This is a genomic window from Streptomyces sp. NPDC001890, assembly GCF_042891445.1.
In the GTDB taxonomy this organism is placed as follows: Bacteria; Actinomycetota; Actinomycetes; order Streptomycetales; family Streptomycetaceae; genus Streptomyces.
The window spans coordinates 218,887-233,982 of the sequence record NZ_JBIATE010000010.1 but is presented as its reverse complement, the minus strand read 5'-3'; the positions used below and the strand labels follow the sequence as shown (position 1 = coordinate 233,982).

Below are 15,096 nucleotides of genomic sequence, written 5' to 3'. Positions count from 1 at the left end.
CCGTCTCCACCCGCGGGTGGAGACGGCATCTCCACCCGTGATCAACCCCTGAGCCGATGCTCCGACTTGGCTGCTTCCGTAGCGTCGAAGGCGTTCACCTTCCCGCACATCGGAGGCAGCCATGTCAGGGCTCGTCAACGTTCTGGTGATCGGCGCAGTGATCGCTGTTGTCGTCGTTCGTCAGTGCTCGGCACAGCAGATCACGGACGACCGGCGCTGGTGGATCCTGCCGGGGGTGCTTCTCGTCCTGTCGCTGCGCGAGCCCGGTCCGGTGGATCCGCGTCACGCGGTGCTGTCCGTGGCGATCCTGGGCGCGGAGCTGGTGGTGGGGGCGGTGACAGGCGCCGGCTGGGCCTGGACCACCCGGTTGTGGCGTGAGGCGGACGGCTCGCTGTGGAGCAGGGGCACCAGGGCCACAGCCTTCGTCTGGACAGCGGGGCTGGCACTGAGGGCGGCACTTTACGGGGCTGCCGCACTGATGGGCATACGCCAGGGCACCGCGGCCCTGTTGGCGGCTCTCGCCGTGATGTTGGCGGCGCGCGGAGGCGCGCTGATGTGGCGGACGGGGCAGATGCGTCCGGCTTACGGTGGCTCCGCGTACGGTGGCTCCGCGCATGGAGGCTCCGCGTACGGTGGCGGCGACGGGACGATGTCGCGGTCGGCGTGGAAGGACCGCGTATGACGCGTACGACCTGGACCAGTTGGCCGTCCCGGGAAGCCCTGTCGGGGGCGAGCCACACCCGTCCGCGGAAGATGCTCACCTGGTCCGTCCGGGTGGGGCTGCTCACCGCCATGCTCTGGGGCACGTTCAGCGGCGGACAGTTCGGGCCCTGGGAGATCGCGCTCGGTCTGGTGGGGGTACTGGGCTGCGCGTTCGCCGCATGGGCATTCTTCCGGGCCAGTCTGGAACACCGGCTGTGGCCGTCGCTCGGTCTGCTGGCGTTGTTGATGCTCATGGCGTCCGGGGCACAGCAGGCGGGTGCCGATGTGCCCGCGCTGATCCTCTGGTGCGGCTGTGCGATCGCCGCGCTGGAGCGGTTGCCGCTCACGGCGGGCCTCCCCGCCGCGGCCGTCGCACTCGGGGCGTACGCCGCAGTCAGCACCGACGGCTGGCTCTCCACTTTCCTGTCCACAGCGGGTCTCTCGCTGGCGGGCTATGTGCTCCGGCTGGATGCCGAGGCCCGGGGCAATGCCCAGCGGCTCCTGGTGCAGGAGCGTGCCGCCCGCAAGGCCGAGGCCGAGACGGCCGCGCTGGACGAGCGGGCCAGGATCGCGCGGGAGATACACGATGTGCTCGCCCACAGCCTCTCCGCCCAGCTGGTGCATCTGGAGGCGGCGCGGCTGCTGATCGAGCGGGAGCCCGCAGGGGAGTTCCGGGACCGAGTGCTGGAACGGGTCGTGGCGGCACGGTCCATGGCGCGTGAGGGGCTCGCGGAGACCCGTCAGGCTCTCTCTGCGCTCCGGGGAGAGGTGTCTCCGGTGGAGGAATTCCTGCGGCAGCTGGTGGCCGCGGAGCCGGCGCAGGTCAGCGTGGCGGGGGAGCAGCGGACGCTGACCGCCGAGGCTTCGCAGACGGTCCGCAGGGTGGCGCAGGAGGCCCTGACCAATGTGCGCAAGCACGCCCCGGGGGCCAGGGTTCTCGTGCGGCTGGAGTATCTGCCGGACGAAGTCGCCCTGGAGGTGAGCGATTCGGGTGGACGCAGACCTGAGGGCGAGCTGTCCGGCAGTGGCTCCGGATACGGTCTGCTCGGGATGAGGGAACGGGCCGAGCTGTTGGGCGGGACGCTGGAGGCCGGCCCCGGCGAGGAGGGTTTCGTGGTGAGTCTGCGGGTGCCGGCGTGAACGCGCGGGTCGTGGTCGCCGACGACCAGTCGGTGGTGCGTGAGGGGATCGTGATGCTGCTGGGGCTGCTGCCCGGAATCGAGGTGGTCGGGTCGGCGAAGGACGGGGAGGAGGCCGTGGAGCTCGTGGCCGAACTGGCCCCCGACGTCGTTCTGATGGATCTGCGGATGCCCCGGTGCGACGGGGCGGAGGCGACACGGCGGATCCGCAGGGACCATCCGGGGACCCAGGTGGTGGTGCTCACGACGTTCGCCGACGACGACTCGCTCTTCCCCGCGCTGCGGGCCGGGGCACGCGGCTATCTCACCAAGGACGCGGGGGGTGAGGAGATCGTGCGGGCCATCCAGGCCGTGCTGTCCGGCGAAGCCGGCCTCTCGCCCAGCGTGCAGCGCCGTCTGCTGGAGCGTGTGACCACGGGCCCGCCGCCGGCGCCCGAGCCCCAGCTGCCCGACGGCCTGACGCCACGTGAGCTGGAAGTGCTGGTGCTGATCGCGGAGGGGCTGTCCAATCAGGAGATCGCCCGCAGACTGCACATCTCGCAGGCCACCGTGAAGAGCCACATCAACAATCTCTTCGCCAAGGCCGGAGTGCGTGACCGGGCACAGGCCGTTCGCTATGCGTACGTTCGGGGCCTCGCACAGCCGCCCGGGCAGGCCGTCACCTGAAGAGGTGAAGACAGGCGAATGAACTGCCCGGGATCTTCCCGATCTGCCCATTCTTGGGTACACGGCCGAAGTGGTCCGTGGACAAGGGGAGTTGTTCCGTGGAGAAGGAAGCAGGGCGTGAGGCCGCAGTGATGCGACTCGACGACCCGTGGTACGACGCGCTGGCCTCTGGATGGGGCGAGCTGGACGGTACGGGGAGCTTCGCTCCCACCGGACCACCCGGGCCCGCGGACCCGCGGCGCGGCCACAGCGCGGCCGACATCTATCTGGAGGTGCAGCGCAGCGAGGCATTCCAGGAAGTGCGCCGCCGGTACCGGCGGTTCGTCCTCCCCGCCACCTCCGCCTTCCTCGCCTGGTACCTCGTCTACGTCGTCGCCGCGATCACCGCGCCGGGAGTGATGGCCCACCCGGTGGCGGGGGCGGTCAATGTGGCGATGGTCGCGGGGCTCGGGCAGTTCCTCACGACCTTCCTGCTCACCGGGGCGTACGCCCGCCACGCGCGGCTGCGCAGGGACCGGGCCGCGCTCGAACTGCGCTGGGAGACACAGGAGATGACGCGGGGAGCCGGACGTTGAACGGGAACCATCAGACGCTGGCGCTCCTGCTGTTCAGCGCCTTCATCGCGGTGACGCTCGCCATCACCACCTGGGTGAGCCGCAACCGCCACGGCTCGGCCGAGGAGTTCTATGCGGGCGGCCGTCTGTTCTCCCCCATGGAAAACGGTTTCGCCATCGCGGGCGACTACATGTCGGCCGCCTCGTTCCTCGGTATCTCCGGTCTGATCGCCCTCTTCGGCTATGACGGCATGCTCTATTCGGTCGGCTTCCTCGTCGCCTGGCTCGTCGTCCTGCTGCTCGTCGCCGAACTGGTGCGCAACTGCGGCCGATTCACGCTCGCCGACGTGGTGGCGGCGCGGATGGCGGAGCGCCCGGTCCGGATCGCGGCGGGCACTTCGTCCGTCACCGTCTCCGTGCTCTATCTGGTGGCACAGATGGTGGGCGCGGGCAGCCTGGTCGCCCTGCTCCTCGGCGGTACGAGCGGCGCCGCCCGCTCCTGGACCGTCATCGGTGTCGGGGCACTCATGGTCGTCTACGTGTCGCTCGGCGGGATGCGCGCCACCACCTGGATCCAGATCGTCAAGGCGGTTCTGCTGATGGCGGGAGCGGTCGTGCTCACCGTTCTCGTCCTGCTCCGCTTCCACGGCGATTTCAACGCCCTGCTCAACTCCGCCGCGGAACGGAGCGGGCACGGAAGCCGGTTCCTCGCGCCGGGTCTCCGGTACGGCGGATCGTGGACTGCACGCATCGACTTCATCAGCCTGGGACTGGCCCTGGTGCTCGGCACCGCCGGGCTGCCGCACATCCTGTCGCGGTTCTACACCGTGCCCACCGCCCGTGCGGCCCGCCGTTCGGTCGTCTGGTCGATCGGGCTGATCGGCAGCTTCTACCTGATGACGATCGTGCTCGGATTCGGGGCGGCCGCTCTGGTCGGTTCGGCCGATGTCCGGGCGTCCAACGCCGCCGGCAACACGGCGATCCCGCTGCTGGCCATGGAGCTGGGCGGCGGCGAGGGGTCCACCGGGGGCGCGATCCTGTTCGCCGTGGTCGCCGCGGTCGCCTTCGCGACCATCCTCGCGGTCGTCGCGGGGATCACCCTCGCCTCGTCCGCCTCCGTGGCCCATGATCTCTACGCCTCGATCAGGCGCCCGGGCTCCAAGCAGTACAGCGAGGTCGCCGTGGCCAGGGTGGCCGCCGCCGCGATCGGGGTGGCAGCCATCGGGCTCGGACTGATCGCCCAGGACCTGAACGTGGCGTTCCTGGTCGGGCTGGCCTTCGCCGTCGCCGCCTCGGCCAACCTTCCGGTGCTCCTGTACTCGCTGTTCTGGCGGAACTTCACCACCCGCGGCGCGGTCTGGTCCGTCTACGGCGGGCTGATTCCCGCCGTGCTGCTGGTGCTGCTCTCGCCGGTCGTTTCCGGCAGCCCCGCCTCGCTCTTCCCGGGCGTCGACTTCCAGCTCTTCCCCCTGGAGAACCCCGGGCTGGTCTCCATCCCCCTGGGCTTCCTGGCCGGCTGGGTCGGAACGATCACCTCCACCGATCCGCCCGACGAGGCCAAGCACGCGGAGACCGAGGTCCGCGCACTGACCGGGGCGGGCGCGGTGTAGCCCCGCACCACCGCACGGCCGGGGTCAGGAATGTGTGCCGGTGGACCAGGTGTAGCGGTGTTCCGGTCGGCCCGTCTCGCCGTACCGCAGCGTCAGCCGCACCCTGCCGGTTCGTTCCAGCAGCTTCAGATAGCGCTGGGCGGTCTGCCTGCTCATGCCGGCGCTCTCCGCGATCTCCTGCGCGGAGAGCGGCCCCTGCGCGCTCCGGAGTGCCTGCCTGACGAGTTCCGCCGTGGTCGGCGAGTGGCCCTTGGGCAGATCGGGTTCGCCCGCCGCCCACAGGGCGCCGAAGAGCCGGTCCACCTCACCCTGCTCGGCCTCGCCGCCGCGTTCCAGCGTGTGGCGCAGCGCCGCGTACGCCTCCAGCTTGGTGCGCAGCCCCGCGTACGCGAACGGCTTCACCAGATACTGCAGCGCGCCGTGCCGCATGGCCTCCTGGACGGTGGCGACGTCGCGTGCCGCCGTCACCATGATCACGTCGGTGTGGTGGCCGAGCCTGCGCAGCTCCCGCACCATGGCCAGGCCGTTGCGGTCGGGCATGTAGTGGTCCAGCAGCACCAGGTCCACGGGCCGGCTCCCGATCGTGGCGAGGGCCTCGGCGGCGGAGTGCGCCTGGGCGGTCACCCGGAATCCCGGCACCCTGGCGACATAAGCCGCGTTGACCTTCGCGACCCGGATGTCGTCGTCCACGACCAGGACCTCGATCACTGAGCTTCTCCCGCTGTGCCGGTATTCGTTTCGGTCATTTCCACGGTGTCGGCAAGGGCCTCCGGCAGTACGACGGTGAACTCGGCGCCGCCGTCCACGCCTCCGTCCACGGTGACACCGCCACCCTGACGTTCCGCCAGCCGCCGCACCAGGGCGAGGCCCAGACCGCGCTTGCCGTGTGCCGGGACCTCCTTCGTCGACCAGCCCTCCGTGAAGATCGACTCGCGCTGTCCGGGCGGCACCCCGGGACCGCTGTCGCTGACCCGCAGCACCACCGTACGGCCCTCGGCGCGCAGACCCACCTCGACCAGAGCGCCGTCCGCACCGGCCGCCGCGTCCAGCGCGTTGTCCACCAGATTGCCGACGACGGTGACCAGCCCGCGAGGGTCCACCAGCCGGTCCTGGAGCAGCGTCCCCGGGGCCATGCGGAGCGCGACACCGCGTTCCGCCGCCACGGTCGCCTTGCCGACCAGGAGCGCGGCCAGCAGTGGATCGTGCACCTTCTCGGTGACCTGCTCGGCGGTCGCCCGCTGGACGCCCACGATCTCGGTGACGTACTCCATGGCGTCCTCGTGCAGGTCCAGTTCCAGCAGCCCCAGCAGGGTGTGCATGCGGTTGGCGTGCTCGTGGTCCTGGGCCCGCAGCGCGTCGATCAGGCCGCGCGTCGAGTCGAGCTCGCGGCCGAGGTGTTCGAGTTCGGTGCGGTCGCGGAGGGTGGCGACGGCGCCGCCGTCGTCGGTCGGCATCCGGTTGGCGAGCAGGACCCGGGTTCCCTGGACCGTCAGCAGATCGTCGCCGATCACCCGGCCCGCCAGCACATCGGCGGTCCGGCCCGCGCCGAGCACGGCGTCCAGCGGACGGCCCGCCGCGTCGGGGCCGAGCCCGAGCAGCCGCTGTGCCTCGTCGTTCAGCAGTCGCACCCTGCCCGTCCGGTCGAGCGCGACGACCCCTTCCCTGATGCCGTGCAGCATCGCCTCGCGCTCCGTCAGCAGCGCGGAGATGTCGGAGAACGCGAGGTCATGGGTCTGCCGCTGGAGACGCCGGGAGATCAGATAGGCGGCCAGCGCCCCCACGGCCAGCGCCCCGCCGGCGTAGGCGAACAGCCCGGGGATCGTGGCGAGGAGCCGGGCGCGGACACCCTCGTACGCGATCCCGACGGAGACCGCGCCCACGATGTGCTGCGCCTCGTCGCGCAGCGGCACCTTCCCGCGGGCGGAGCGGCCGAGCGTCCCGTTGTCGATCTCCATGACGTTGCGCCCGGCGAGCGCGTCGCTCGGGTCGGTGGAGACGACCCTGCCGATCTCGTCGGCGTCGGTGTGCGACCAGCGCACCCCGCGCCGGTCCATGACGACGACGTACTCGGCGCCGGTGGCGCGCCTGATCCGCTCGGCCGCGGACTGTACGGGGCCGGTGGGGGACGGGTCGGTGGCGAGCAGCGCCTCGGTGACCTGCGGCTGGGCCGCCGTGCTCTGCGCGATGGCCAGGGCACGGCGCATCGCCTGGTCGTCCAGCTGGGCGCTGAGGGGTGCCAGGAAGAGGCCGGTGGCCAGCACGGTGACGCCGGTGGCGACGGCCAGCTGCATCAGCAGGACCTGGGAGAAGACCCGCTGTGGCCAGACGGGCCGCCGTGCTGTCCTGGCGGTGGGCGGTGGGGCGCTCATCGTATGAACGGTAAAGGGCATTCCGGGGCTTTCCGAAATTCCCCTCCCGGGACCCGGGTGCCCGTCTCCCGGAGCCCCTCCCCGCGGATTGTCCGTCTATTCCGGCGGTTCACCCGTGGCGATGTCGGTGGCGCCGGGCAGCGGCTGAGGCGGTCGGGGCCCGCCGTACTGGCCGCTGGGGCGCATCCGCAGGGGCCGCTCGCCGTACTCCTCCAGGGCATGGGCGATCCAGCCGGCCGTGCGGGACACCGCGAACACCGTCTCGCCGGCCTCCGCGGACATGCCGCAGGAGACCGAGAGCACGGCGAGCGCCAAGTCGACATTGGCGTGCAGGGGAGCGTGCCGGGCCGTCGTGGCGACCACGTCGCGTGCGGCCGCCAGTGCCGCGTCCGCCTGCGGCACCTCGGCGAGCAGGGCGAACAGCGCCCGCGCCCGCGGGTCCTCGGCGGTGTAGAGGCGGTGGCCGAGGCCGGGCACCCTGCGTCCGGTACGGAGATGGTCCGCGACCACCGGCACGGCGCTGCCCCGCTCCAGGACCTCGGTCAGCATCCGGTGCGCCAGCCCGCTCGCCGCCCCGTGCAGCTGGCCCTCCAGGACTCCGAGGCCCGCGGAGACCACCGCGTACGGATGGGCGCGGGCGGATGCGGCGACCCGGGCGGCCAGCGTCGAGGCGGCGAGATCGTGGTCGATCAGCAGGGCCAGGGCGGTGTCCAGCGCGGTGACCGACGGTTCGTCGGCCGGCCGTACGGTGAGTTTCGGCCACAGCTGCCGGGCCAGTCCGGCACTCCTTCCCTCCGCCCGCTCCACGGTCTCCCCGGCCGCCGACGGTGCGCCGGAGGCCGGGGGCAGTGCGCCGACCAGGGTCGGAACGAGGCTCCGTGCGGCGGCGAGCACCGCTTCGTGCGAGAGGTCGAACCGGAGCGGATCGGCGGTCGACGAGGCGACCACCGCCACCCGCAACCGGTCCGTCGAGCCGCTGTGCACGGGAAGCGCGTCGACCGCCCGGCGCGCGGCGGCCAGCGCCTCATCCGGTGCCGTGAAGCGGACTCCGGGCCGCAGCTCGCCGGTCCAGAGCCACTCGGCGACCTCCTCGTACGCGTACCGCCGGGCCAGCTCGACCGCGTCGACCCCGCGGAAGTAGTAGCGGTCGTCCTCGATCAGTGTGATGCCGGTGCGGAAGACCAGGTCGCCGGTGGCGGGGGAGGGGGGCCTGCGGGCCGTGCGGCGGGCCAGGGCGTCGACCTCGGCGGCGTCGAACGTGCTGCCGCGTCCGCCCGGAGCGCGCCTGCTGCTGAGCTGGCCCCGGCTGACGTACGCGTACACCGTCTCCGGCTTCACTCCGAGACGTTCGGCCGTCTCCCGGGTGCTCAGCCGCTGCGGAGCCGTCGCCTCCGGATCGTCGCCGGAAGCTGCTTGATCCTTCATGCCGACACCGTATCCATATTGATTCAATCAATGTTGACAGGATTCAAGTCAATCATGGAAGGTCGAAATCAATGTCACGGGTACCCGCCGGGACGCTCACGGAGGAAGAGATGCCGACCATGACCAGCACCACCCCGCTCGACGTACCCCGAGGCCTCGCAGGTGTCGTCGTCACCGACACGGCTCTCGGCGATGTCCGGGGGCGCGAGGGCTTCTACCACTACCGGCAGTACTCGGCGATCGAGCTGGCGCAGGTCCGCAGCTTCGAGGACGTCTGGTACCTGATGTCCGAGGGCACGCTGCCCGACGCCGCGGCCCGTACCGAATTCGCCGCCCGTACCGTCGCGCTGCGCCGGCTGCCCGCCGAGGTGCGCGAGGCGCTGCCCGCCATCGCACGCGCCGGCGCCGCCTCCGGGCCCCTGGCCGGTCTGCGCACCGCCCTCTCGCTCCTCGGCGCCTCGGCCGGCTTCCGGCCGGTGTACGACATCGACGCCGACCGGCGCCGCGCCGACGCCCTGGCCGCCTGCGCCGCCGTTCCCACCGTGCTGACCGCCCTGCACCGCCTCGGCCGGGGCCTCGAACCGGTCGAGCCGCGTGACGACCTGCCCCATGCGGCCAACTACCTCTACATGCTCACCGGCTCGGAACCGGACCCCGCGCGCGCCAGGGCCGTGGAGCAGTACCTGATCTCCACCATCGACCATGGCTTCAACGCCTCGACGTTCACCGGCCGCGTCGTGGCCTCCACCGGCGCCGACATGGCGGCCTGCCTGGTGGCGGCCGTCGGCGCGCTCTCCGGACCGCTGCACGGCGGAGCGCCCAGCCGGGCGCTCGACACCCTGGACGCCATCGGCACCCCCGACCGCATCGACGGCTGGATCCGCGAACGCGTGCTCGCGGGCGAGCGGATCATGGGCTTCGGGCACCCCGTCTATCGCACCGAGGACCCCCGCTCCCGGATGCTGCGGGGCATCGCCCAGGACTTCGGCGGCCCGCTGGTCGACTTCGCCGTCCAGGTCGAGCGCCAGGTCGAGGCGATACTCGCCGAGCTCAAGCCGGGCCGGGAGCTGCACACCAACGTGGAGTTCTACGCCGGGGTCGTCATGGAGCTGTGCGGGCTGCCGCGCGAGATGTTCACGCCGACGTTCTGCGCGGCGAGGGTGGTCGGCTGGAGCGCCAATATCCTGGAGCAGGCGGAGGACTCGAAGATCATCCGCCCGGCGGCCCGCTACGTCGGTACGCCCCCGCCGCAGCCGGTCCCCATGCCCTGAGGTCCCCGAGAGAGGTCCGAGTTGAACCCGTCGTCCCCGCCCCGCAAGCAGCAGATCCCGGTCATCGTCCTTGCGGGGTTCCTGGGGTCGGGCAAGACGACCTTGCTCAACCACCTCCTGCGCAACCGCGCCGGAAACCGGATCGGCGTGATCGTCAACGACTTCGGCTCCATCGAGATCGACGCCATGACGGTCTCCGGACAGATCGGTTCCACGGTCTCGCTGGGCAACGGCTGCCTGTGCTGCGCGGTCGACGCGAGCGAACTCGACACCTTCCTGGAGACACTGACCAGGCCCGCCGCCCGTCTGGACGTGATCGTGATCGAGGCCAGCGGACTGGCCGAGCCGCAGGAACTCCTGCGCATGATCCTGGCCAGCGAGAATCCGCACATCGTGTACGGGGGACTGGTCGAGGTCGTCGACGCCGCCGAGTTCGACGCCACCCGGGACCGCCATCCGGAGATCGACCGCCATCTCGCCGTCGCCGACCTCGTCGTGCTGAACAAGACCGACCGCATCGGGAGCGACGAACAGGCCCGCATCCGGGACGTCATCGCCACGGTGGGTGCCCACGGCGGCGCGGCGGCCGTCATCGGTGCCGTGTACGGACGCATCGACCCGGAGCTGCTCTTCGACCCGGCGCTGCGGCCGAACGGCGAGGAGAAAGTACGCCAGCTCACCTTCGAGGATCTGCTCCGGGACCGGAGCGAGGAGGTCCTCGACGATGAGGGCGGGGACGGCCACGAGCACCACCTGCACGCCGCGTACGACAGCGTGTCCTTCACCGCGGACGTGCCGATGAACCCCCGCCGCCTGATGGAGTTTCTCGACTCCCGGCCACAGGGCCTCTACCGGATCAAGGGATTCGTCGACTTCGGTGCGGGCGACCGGGCCAACAAGTACGTCCTGCACGCGGTCGGCAGGTTCCTGCGGTTCGACCCGCAGCCCTGGAAGCGCGACGAGCCGCGCCGCACCCAGCTGGTGCTGATCGGCTCGGGCATCGCCCCGGACGCCCTGCACAAGGAACTCGCCGACTGTCGCGAGAACGCCGCACCGGGCCCGGACACGACGCGGGACGAGGGTCCGGACACGATGCAGGCCCAGGGCCCGGACACGACGCAGGACGCCGCACATGAGCGAAGCATGTGGGGCGTCCTGCGGTACGTACAACGGCCCGACCGGCCGGGCGACGCGTAGCACTCCGCCACGCGCCGCCCTGCCGTTCGGCTACACCGGGCCGGCGACCACCGCGACCGGCTTGGCCAGCGGCGTCCCCGAACCGTCGCGCCGCGGGTCCGGCTCCGGCAGCTCGCTCGGCGTGCCGTTCTGCTGCGCGGCGCGGGCGGGCGTCGCACCCGCCCAGCCGAACACCAGGACGTCCTCGCCCTTGAGGAACCGCTGGCAGCGCACCCCACCGGTGGCCCGGCCCTTGCGCGGGTACTGGTCGAACGGGGTGAGCTTGCACGTCAGCACCGAGTCGTCCAGCGTGCCGTGCGAGCCGGCGACGGTGAACACCACCGCGTCCGCGGCCGGATCCACCGCCGTGAACGAGATCACCTCGGCGTCCGCTGCGAGCTTGACACCCGCCATGCCACCGGCGGGACGGCCCTGCGGCCGCACCTGCGCCGCCTGGTAGCGCAGCAGCTGCGCGTCGGACGTGATGAAGACCAGGTCCTCCTCGCCGGTCCGCAGCTCGGCGGCGCCGACGACCCGGTCCCCGTCCTTGAGGGTGATGACCTCCAGCTCGTCCTTGTTGGCCGGGTAGTCCGGCACCACCCGCTTGACGACCCCCTGCAGGGTGCCGATCGCCAGCCCGGGGGAGGCCTCGTCGAGCGTGGTGAGGCAGACGACGGTCTCGTCGCTCTCCAGCGTGAGGAACTCGGCGACCATTGCCCCGCCCGACAGATTGGGCGCCGCATGGGTGTCCGGCAGCTGGGGCAGATCGATCACCGCGAGCCGCAGCAGCCGTCCCGTCGACGTCACCACGCCCACATCGCCGCGGGCCGTCGCCGGCACCGCCGACACGATCACATCGTGCTTGGAACGCTTGGCGTCCTCGGCGAGCACGATCGGCTCGTCATTGGCGGTACGGGCCAGCAGGCCGGTCGAGGACAGCAGCACCCGGCACGGGTCGTCCGCGACCTCCAGCGGCACCGCGGCGACCTGCGCACCGGCCGACTCCAGCAGCACCGTACGACGGTCGGTGCCGAACTTCTTGGCGACCGCGGCCAGTTCCGAGGAGACCAGCTTGCGCAGCTCGGTGTCCGATTCGAGGATGGCGGTGAGCGCCTCGATCTCGTCGTTGAGCCGGTCCCGCTCGCTCTCCAGCTCGATCCGGTCGAAGCGGGTCAGCCGGCGCAGCGGGGTGTCCAGGATGTACTGCGTCTGGATCTCGCTCAGCGAGAAGTGCTCGACGAGCCGCTCCTTCGCCTGCGCCGAGTTGTCGCTGGACCGGATGATCCGGATGACCTCGTCGATGTCGATCAGCGCGACGAGCAGGCCCTCGACCAGATGCAGCCGGTCGCTGCGCTTGCCCCGGCGGAACTCGCTGCGCCGGCGCACCACGTCGAAGCGGTGGTCGAGATAGACCTCCAGGAGCTCCTTGAGCCCCAGCGTGAGCGGCTGTCCGTCGACCAGCGCCACATTGTTGATGCCGAAGGACTCCTCCATCGGCGTCAGCCTGTAGAGCTGCTCCAGCACCGCTTCCGGCACGAAGCCGTTCTTCACCTCGATGACCAGGCGCAGGCCGTGCTCGCGGTCGGTCAGGTCCTTCACGTCCGCGATGCCCTGGAGCTTCTTCGCCGAGACCAGGTCCTTGATCTTGGCGATCACCTTCTCCGGGCCGACGGTGAAGGGCAGTTCGGTGACGACCAGGCCCTTGCGGCGGGCCGTCACGTTCTCCACCGAGACGGTCGCCCGGATCTTGAACGTGCCGCGGCCGCGGGCGTACGCGTCCTTGATGCCGCCCAGGCCCACGATCCGGCCGCCGGTGGGCAGGTCGGGACCCGGCACGAACCGCATCAGGGTCTCCAGGTCCGCGCCCGGATGCTTGATCAGGTGCCGGGCGGCGGCGATGACCTCGCCCAGGTTGTGCGGCGGCATGTTGGTCGCCATGCCGACCGCGATCCCGGACGACCCGTTGACCAGGAGGTTCGGGTACGCGGCGGGGAGAACGGTCGGTTCCGTCTCCTGGCCGTCGTAATTCGACTGGAAAGCGACGGTGTCCTCGTCGATCGACTCCGTCATCAGTGACGTCGCGTCGGCCATCCGGCACTCGGTGTACCGCATGGCGGCCGGCGGGTCGTCGTTTCCGAGCGAGCCGAAGTTGCCGTGGCCGTCGACCAGGGGGAGCCGCATGGAGAACGGCTGCGCCAGACGGACCAGCGCGTCGTAGATCGACGCGTCCCCGTGCGGGTGCAACTTGCCCATGACCTCGCCGACGACGCGGGCGCACTTCACGAAGCCGCGATCGGGGCGCAGGCCCATCTCGTTCATCTGGTACACGATGCGGCGGTGCACCGGCTTCATGCCGTCGCGGGCGTCGGGCAGGGCCCGTGAGTAGATCACCGAGTACGCGTACTCAAGGAAGGAGCCCTGCATTTCGTCGACGACGTCGATGTCGAGGATCTTCTCCTCGAAGTCGTCCGGCGGCGGGGTCTTCGTGCTGCGGCGGGCCATCGCTGCTGCGACTCCTTCACGGATTCTGTTCGGGCAACCTCAGGTTCTGACGCGGACCATTGTGGACCGCCGCACTGACATCGCCGACCTCGACCCGTCCCAAGAGGCGTTCCGGGCCCCGGCCGAGGCGCTTTCGCGCCCCGCCACGCGGGGGATGCGCCCCTCTTTCATGCGAACTTCCGCGTTACGGGAACTTCGCCAGGGGTCCGTGCGCTTGCCTAAAGTGACAGGTCTCGCAGGAAATCCAGTATCGCGATCGAAGGGACGTACATGCCCATGGGTCACACGGCCACCGCTCAGGCCGGCTCCGGCGGCCTGACAGCGACCGAGCACCGCCTGGCCAACGGCCTGCGCGTGGTGCTCTCCGAGGACCATCTGACCCCGGTCGCCGCGGTCTGCCTCTGGTACGACGTCGGCTCGCGCCACGAGGTCAAGGGGCGCACGGGGCTGGCTCACCTCTTCGAGCACCTGATGTTCCAGGGCTCCGGCCAGGTCAAGGGGAACGGCCACTTCGAGCTGGTGCAGGGGGCCGGTGGCTCGCTCAACGGGACCACCAGCTTCGAGCGCACCAACTATTTCGAGACCATGCCCACGCACCAGCTGGAGCTGGCCCTGTGGCTCGAGGCCGACCGGATGGGCTCGCTGCTCGCCGCGCTCGACGAGGAGTCCATGGAGAACCAGCGCGACGTCGTCAAGAACGAGCGCCGCCAGCGCTACGACAACGTCCCGTACGGCACGGCGTTCGAGAAGCTGACGGCACTGGCCTACCCCGAGGGCCATCCCTACCACCACACCCCGATCGGCTCGATGGCCGACCTGGACGCCGCGACCCTGGAGGACGCGCGCACCTTCTTCCGTACGTACTACGCGCCCAACAACGCGGTGCTCTCGGTCGTCGGCGACATCGACCCCGAGCAGACCCTCGCCTGGATCGAGAAGTACTTCGGCTCCATCCCGTCCCACGACGGCAAGCAGCCGCCGCGCGACGGCACGCTCCCCGCGATCATCGGCGAGCAGCTGCGCGAGGAGGTGCGCGAGGAGGTCCCGGCGCGCGCGCTGATGGCCGCCTACCGGCTGCCGCACGACGGCACCCGCGAGTGCGACGCGGCGGACCTCGCGCTGACCGTGCTCGGCGGCGGCGAGTCGTCGCGGCTGCACAACCGCCTCGTGCGCCGTGACCGTACGGCCGTGGCGGCCGGGTTCGGCCTGCTGCGGCTGGCCGGTGCGCCCTCGCTGGGCTGGCTGGACGTCAAGATGTCCGGTGGCGTCGAGGTGCCGCAGGTCGAGGCCGCGGTCGACGAGGAGCTCGCCCGGTTCGCCGCCGAGGGCCCCACGCCCGAGGAAATGGAGCGCGCGCAGGCCCAGTTGGAGCGCGAATGGCTGGACCGCCTCGGCACGGTCGCCGGCCGCGCCGACGAACTGTGCCGGTTCGCCGTGCTGTTCGGCGACCCGCAGCTCGCCCTGACCGCCGTTCAGCGGGTGCTCGACGTCTCCGCGGAGGAGGTCCAGGCGGCCGCCAAGGCCCAGCTGCGCCCCGACAACCGCGCGGTGCTGGTCTACGAGCCGATCGAACCGGCCGAGCCCGCGGACGCGGCGGACACCGACGAGACCGACGCGGCCGACGCCGACGACACCGACGCGCACGAGGGGGCGGACCAGTGACCGACGCTGCCGCGACTGGA

12 protein-coding genes are annotated in these 15,096 nt (G+C 71.2%); 8 read left to right on the top strand and 4 right to left on the bottom strand.

Annotation, left to right across the window (positions count from 1 at the left end; genetic code table 11):
* Positions 1-121 precede the first annotated feature (121 nt).
* The 5 genes from ACFYY1_RS24545 (at position 122) to ACFYY1_RS24525 (ending at position 4,671) form a co-directional block, all read left to right on the top strand.
* The gene (locus ACFYY1_RS24545; protein WP_388589119.1) at positions 122-682 is read left to right on the top strand and encodes a DUF1453 domain-containing protein; all 561 of its coding nucleotides are present in this window, start codon (positions 122-124) and stop codon (positions 680-682) included.
* Complete coding sequence (locus ACFYY1_RS24540; RefSeq protein ID WP_388589116.1) at positions 679-1,842, top strand: sensor histidine kinase; 1,164 nt, start codon at positions 679-681, stop codon at positions 1,840-1,842. Before ACFYY1_RS24545 ends, ACFYY1_RS24540 begins: the two co-directional genes overlap by 4 nt.
* Positions 1,839-2,507 carry a response regulator gene (locus tag ACFYY1_RS24535; RefSeq protein WP_388589113.1) on the top strand — a complete coding sequence of 223 codons (669 nt, stop codon included), beginning with the start codon at positions 1,839-1,841 and terminating at the stop codon, positions 2,505-2,507. The genes ACFYY1_RS24540 and ACFYY1_RS24535 overlap by 4 nt, the downstream gene beginning before the upstream one ends.
* Positions 2,508-2,638: 131 nt before the next feature.
* Positions 2,639-3,082 (top strand): DUF485 domain-containing protein, encoded by a 444-nt coding sequence (locus tag ACFYY1_RS24530; RefSeq protein ID WP_388589174.1) that lies wholly within the window; start codon positions 2,639-2,641, stop codon positions 3,080-3,082.
* Positions 3,079-4,671: a cation acetate symporter gene (locus tag ACFYY1_RS24525; RefSeq protein ID WP_388589112.1), complete on the top strand. Its 1,593-nt coding sequence runs from the start codon at positions 3,079-3,081 to the stop codon at positions 4,669-4,671. Before ACFYY1_RS24530 ends, ACFYY1_RS24525 begins: the two co-directional genes overlap by 4 nt.
* Positions 4,672-4,695: 24 nt before the next feature.
* On the opposite strand, the gene ACFYY1_RS24520 is transcribed toward ACFYY1_RS24525, so the two are convergent.
* The 3 genes from ACFYY1_RS24520 to ACFYY1_RS24510 all read right to left on the bottom strand — a co-directional run bounded on the left by ACFYY1_RS24520 (position 4,696) and on the right by ACFYY1_RS24510 (position 8,465).
* Positions 4,696-5,379 carry a response regulator gene (locus tag ACFYY1_RS24520; protein ID WP_388589110.1) on the bottom strand — a complete coding sequence of 228 codons (684 nt, stop codon included), beginning with the start codon at positions 5,377-5,379 and terminating at the stop codon, positions 4,696-4,698.
* Positions 5,376-7,040: an ATP-binding protein gene (locus ACFYY1_RS24515; RefSeq protein WP_388589107.1), complete on the bottom strand. Its 1,665-nt coding sequence runs from the start codon at positions 7,038-7,040 to the stop codon at positions 5,376-5,378. The genes ACFYY1_RS24520 and ACFYY1_RS24515 overlap by 4 nt, the downstream gene beginning before the upstream one ends.
* Positions 7,041-7,136: 96 nt before the next feature.
* Positions 7,137-8,465 carry a citrate/2-methylcitrate synthase gene (locus tag ACFYY1_RS24510; RefSeq protein WP_388589105.1) on the bottom strand — a complete coding sequence of 443 codons (1,329 nt, stop codon included), beginning with the start codon at positions 8,463-8,465 and terminating at the stop codon, positions 7,137-7,139.
* Positions 8,466-8,575: 110 nt separating this feature from the next.
* On the opposite strand from ACFYY1_RS24510, the gene ACFYY1_RS24505 reads away from it, so the two are divergent.
* Both ACFYY1_RS24505 and ACFYY1_RS24500 read left to right on the top strand, forming a co-directional pair.
* A complete protein-coding gene (locus ACFYY1_RS24505; protein WP_388589172.1) occupies positions 8,576-9,736 on the top strand; it encodes a citrate synthase/methylcitrate synthase in 1,161 nt (386 codons plus the stop codon).
* A gap of 21 nt (positions 9,737-9,757) precedes the next feature.
* Positions 9,758-10,933 carry a CobW family GTP-binding protein gene (locus tag ACFYY1_RS24500; RefSeq protein ID WP_388589102.1) on the top strand — a complete coding sequence of 392 codons (1,176 nt, stop codon included), beginning with the start codon at positions 9,758-9,760 and terminating at the stop codon, positions 10,931-10,933.
* A 30-nt stretch (positions 10,934-10,963) separates the two neighbouring features.
* Here ACFYY1_RS24500 and ACFYY1_RS24495 read toward each other — a convergent pair whose 3' ends face one another.
* The gene (locus ACFYY1_RS24495; RefSeq protein ID WP_388589099.1) at positions 10,964-13,414 is read right to left on the bottom strand and encodes a DNA topoisomerase (ATP-hydrolyzing) subunit A; all 2,451 of its coding nucleotides are present in this window, start codon (positions 13,412-13,414) and stop codon (positions 10,964-10,966) included.
* A 270-nt stretch (positions 13,415-13,684) separates the two neighbouring features.
* Between ACFYY1_RS24495 and ACFYY1_RS24490 the strand changes: the two genes are divergently transcribed.
* Positions 13,685-15,076 (top strand): M16 family metallopeptidase, encoded by a 1,392-nt coding sequence (locus ACFYY1_RS24490; RefSeq protein ID WP_388589098.1) that lies wholly within the window; start codon positions 13,685-13,687, stop codon positions 15,074-15,076.
* Positions 15,077-15,096 lie beyond the last annotated feature (20 nt).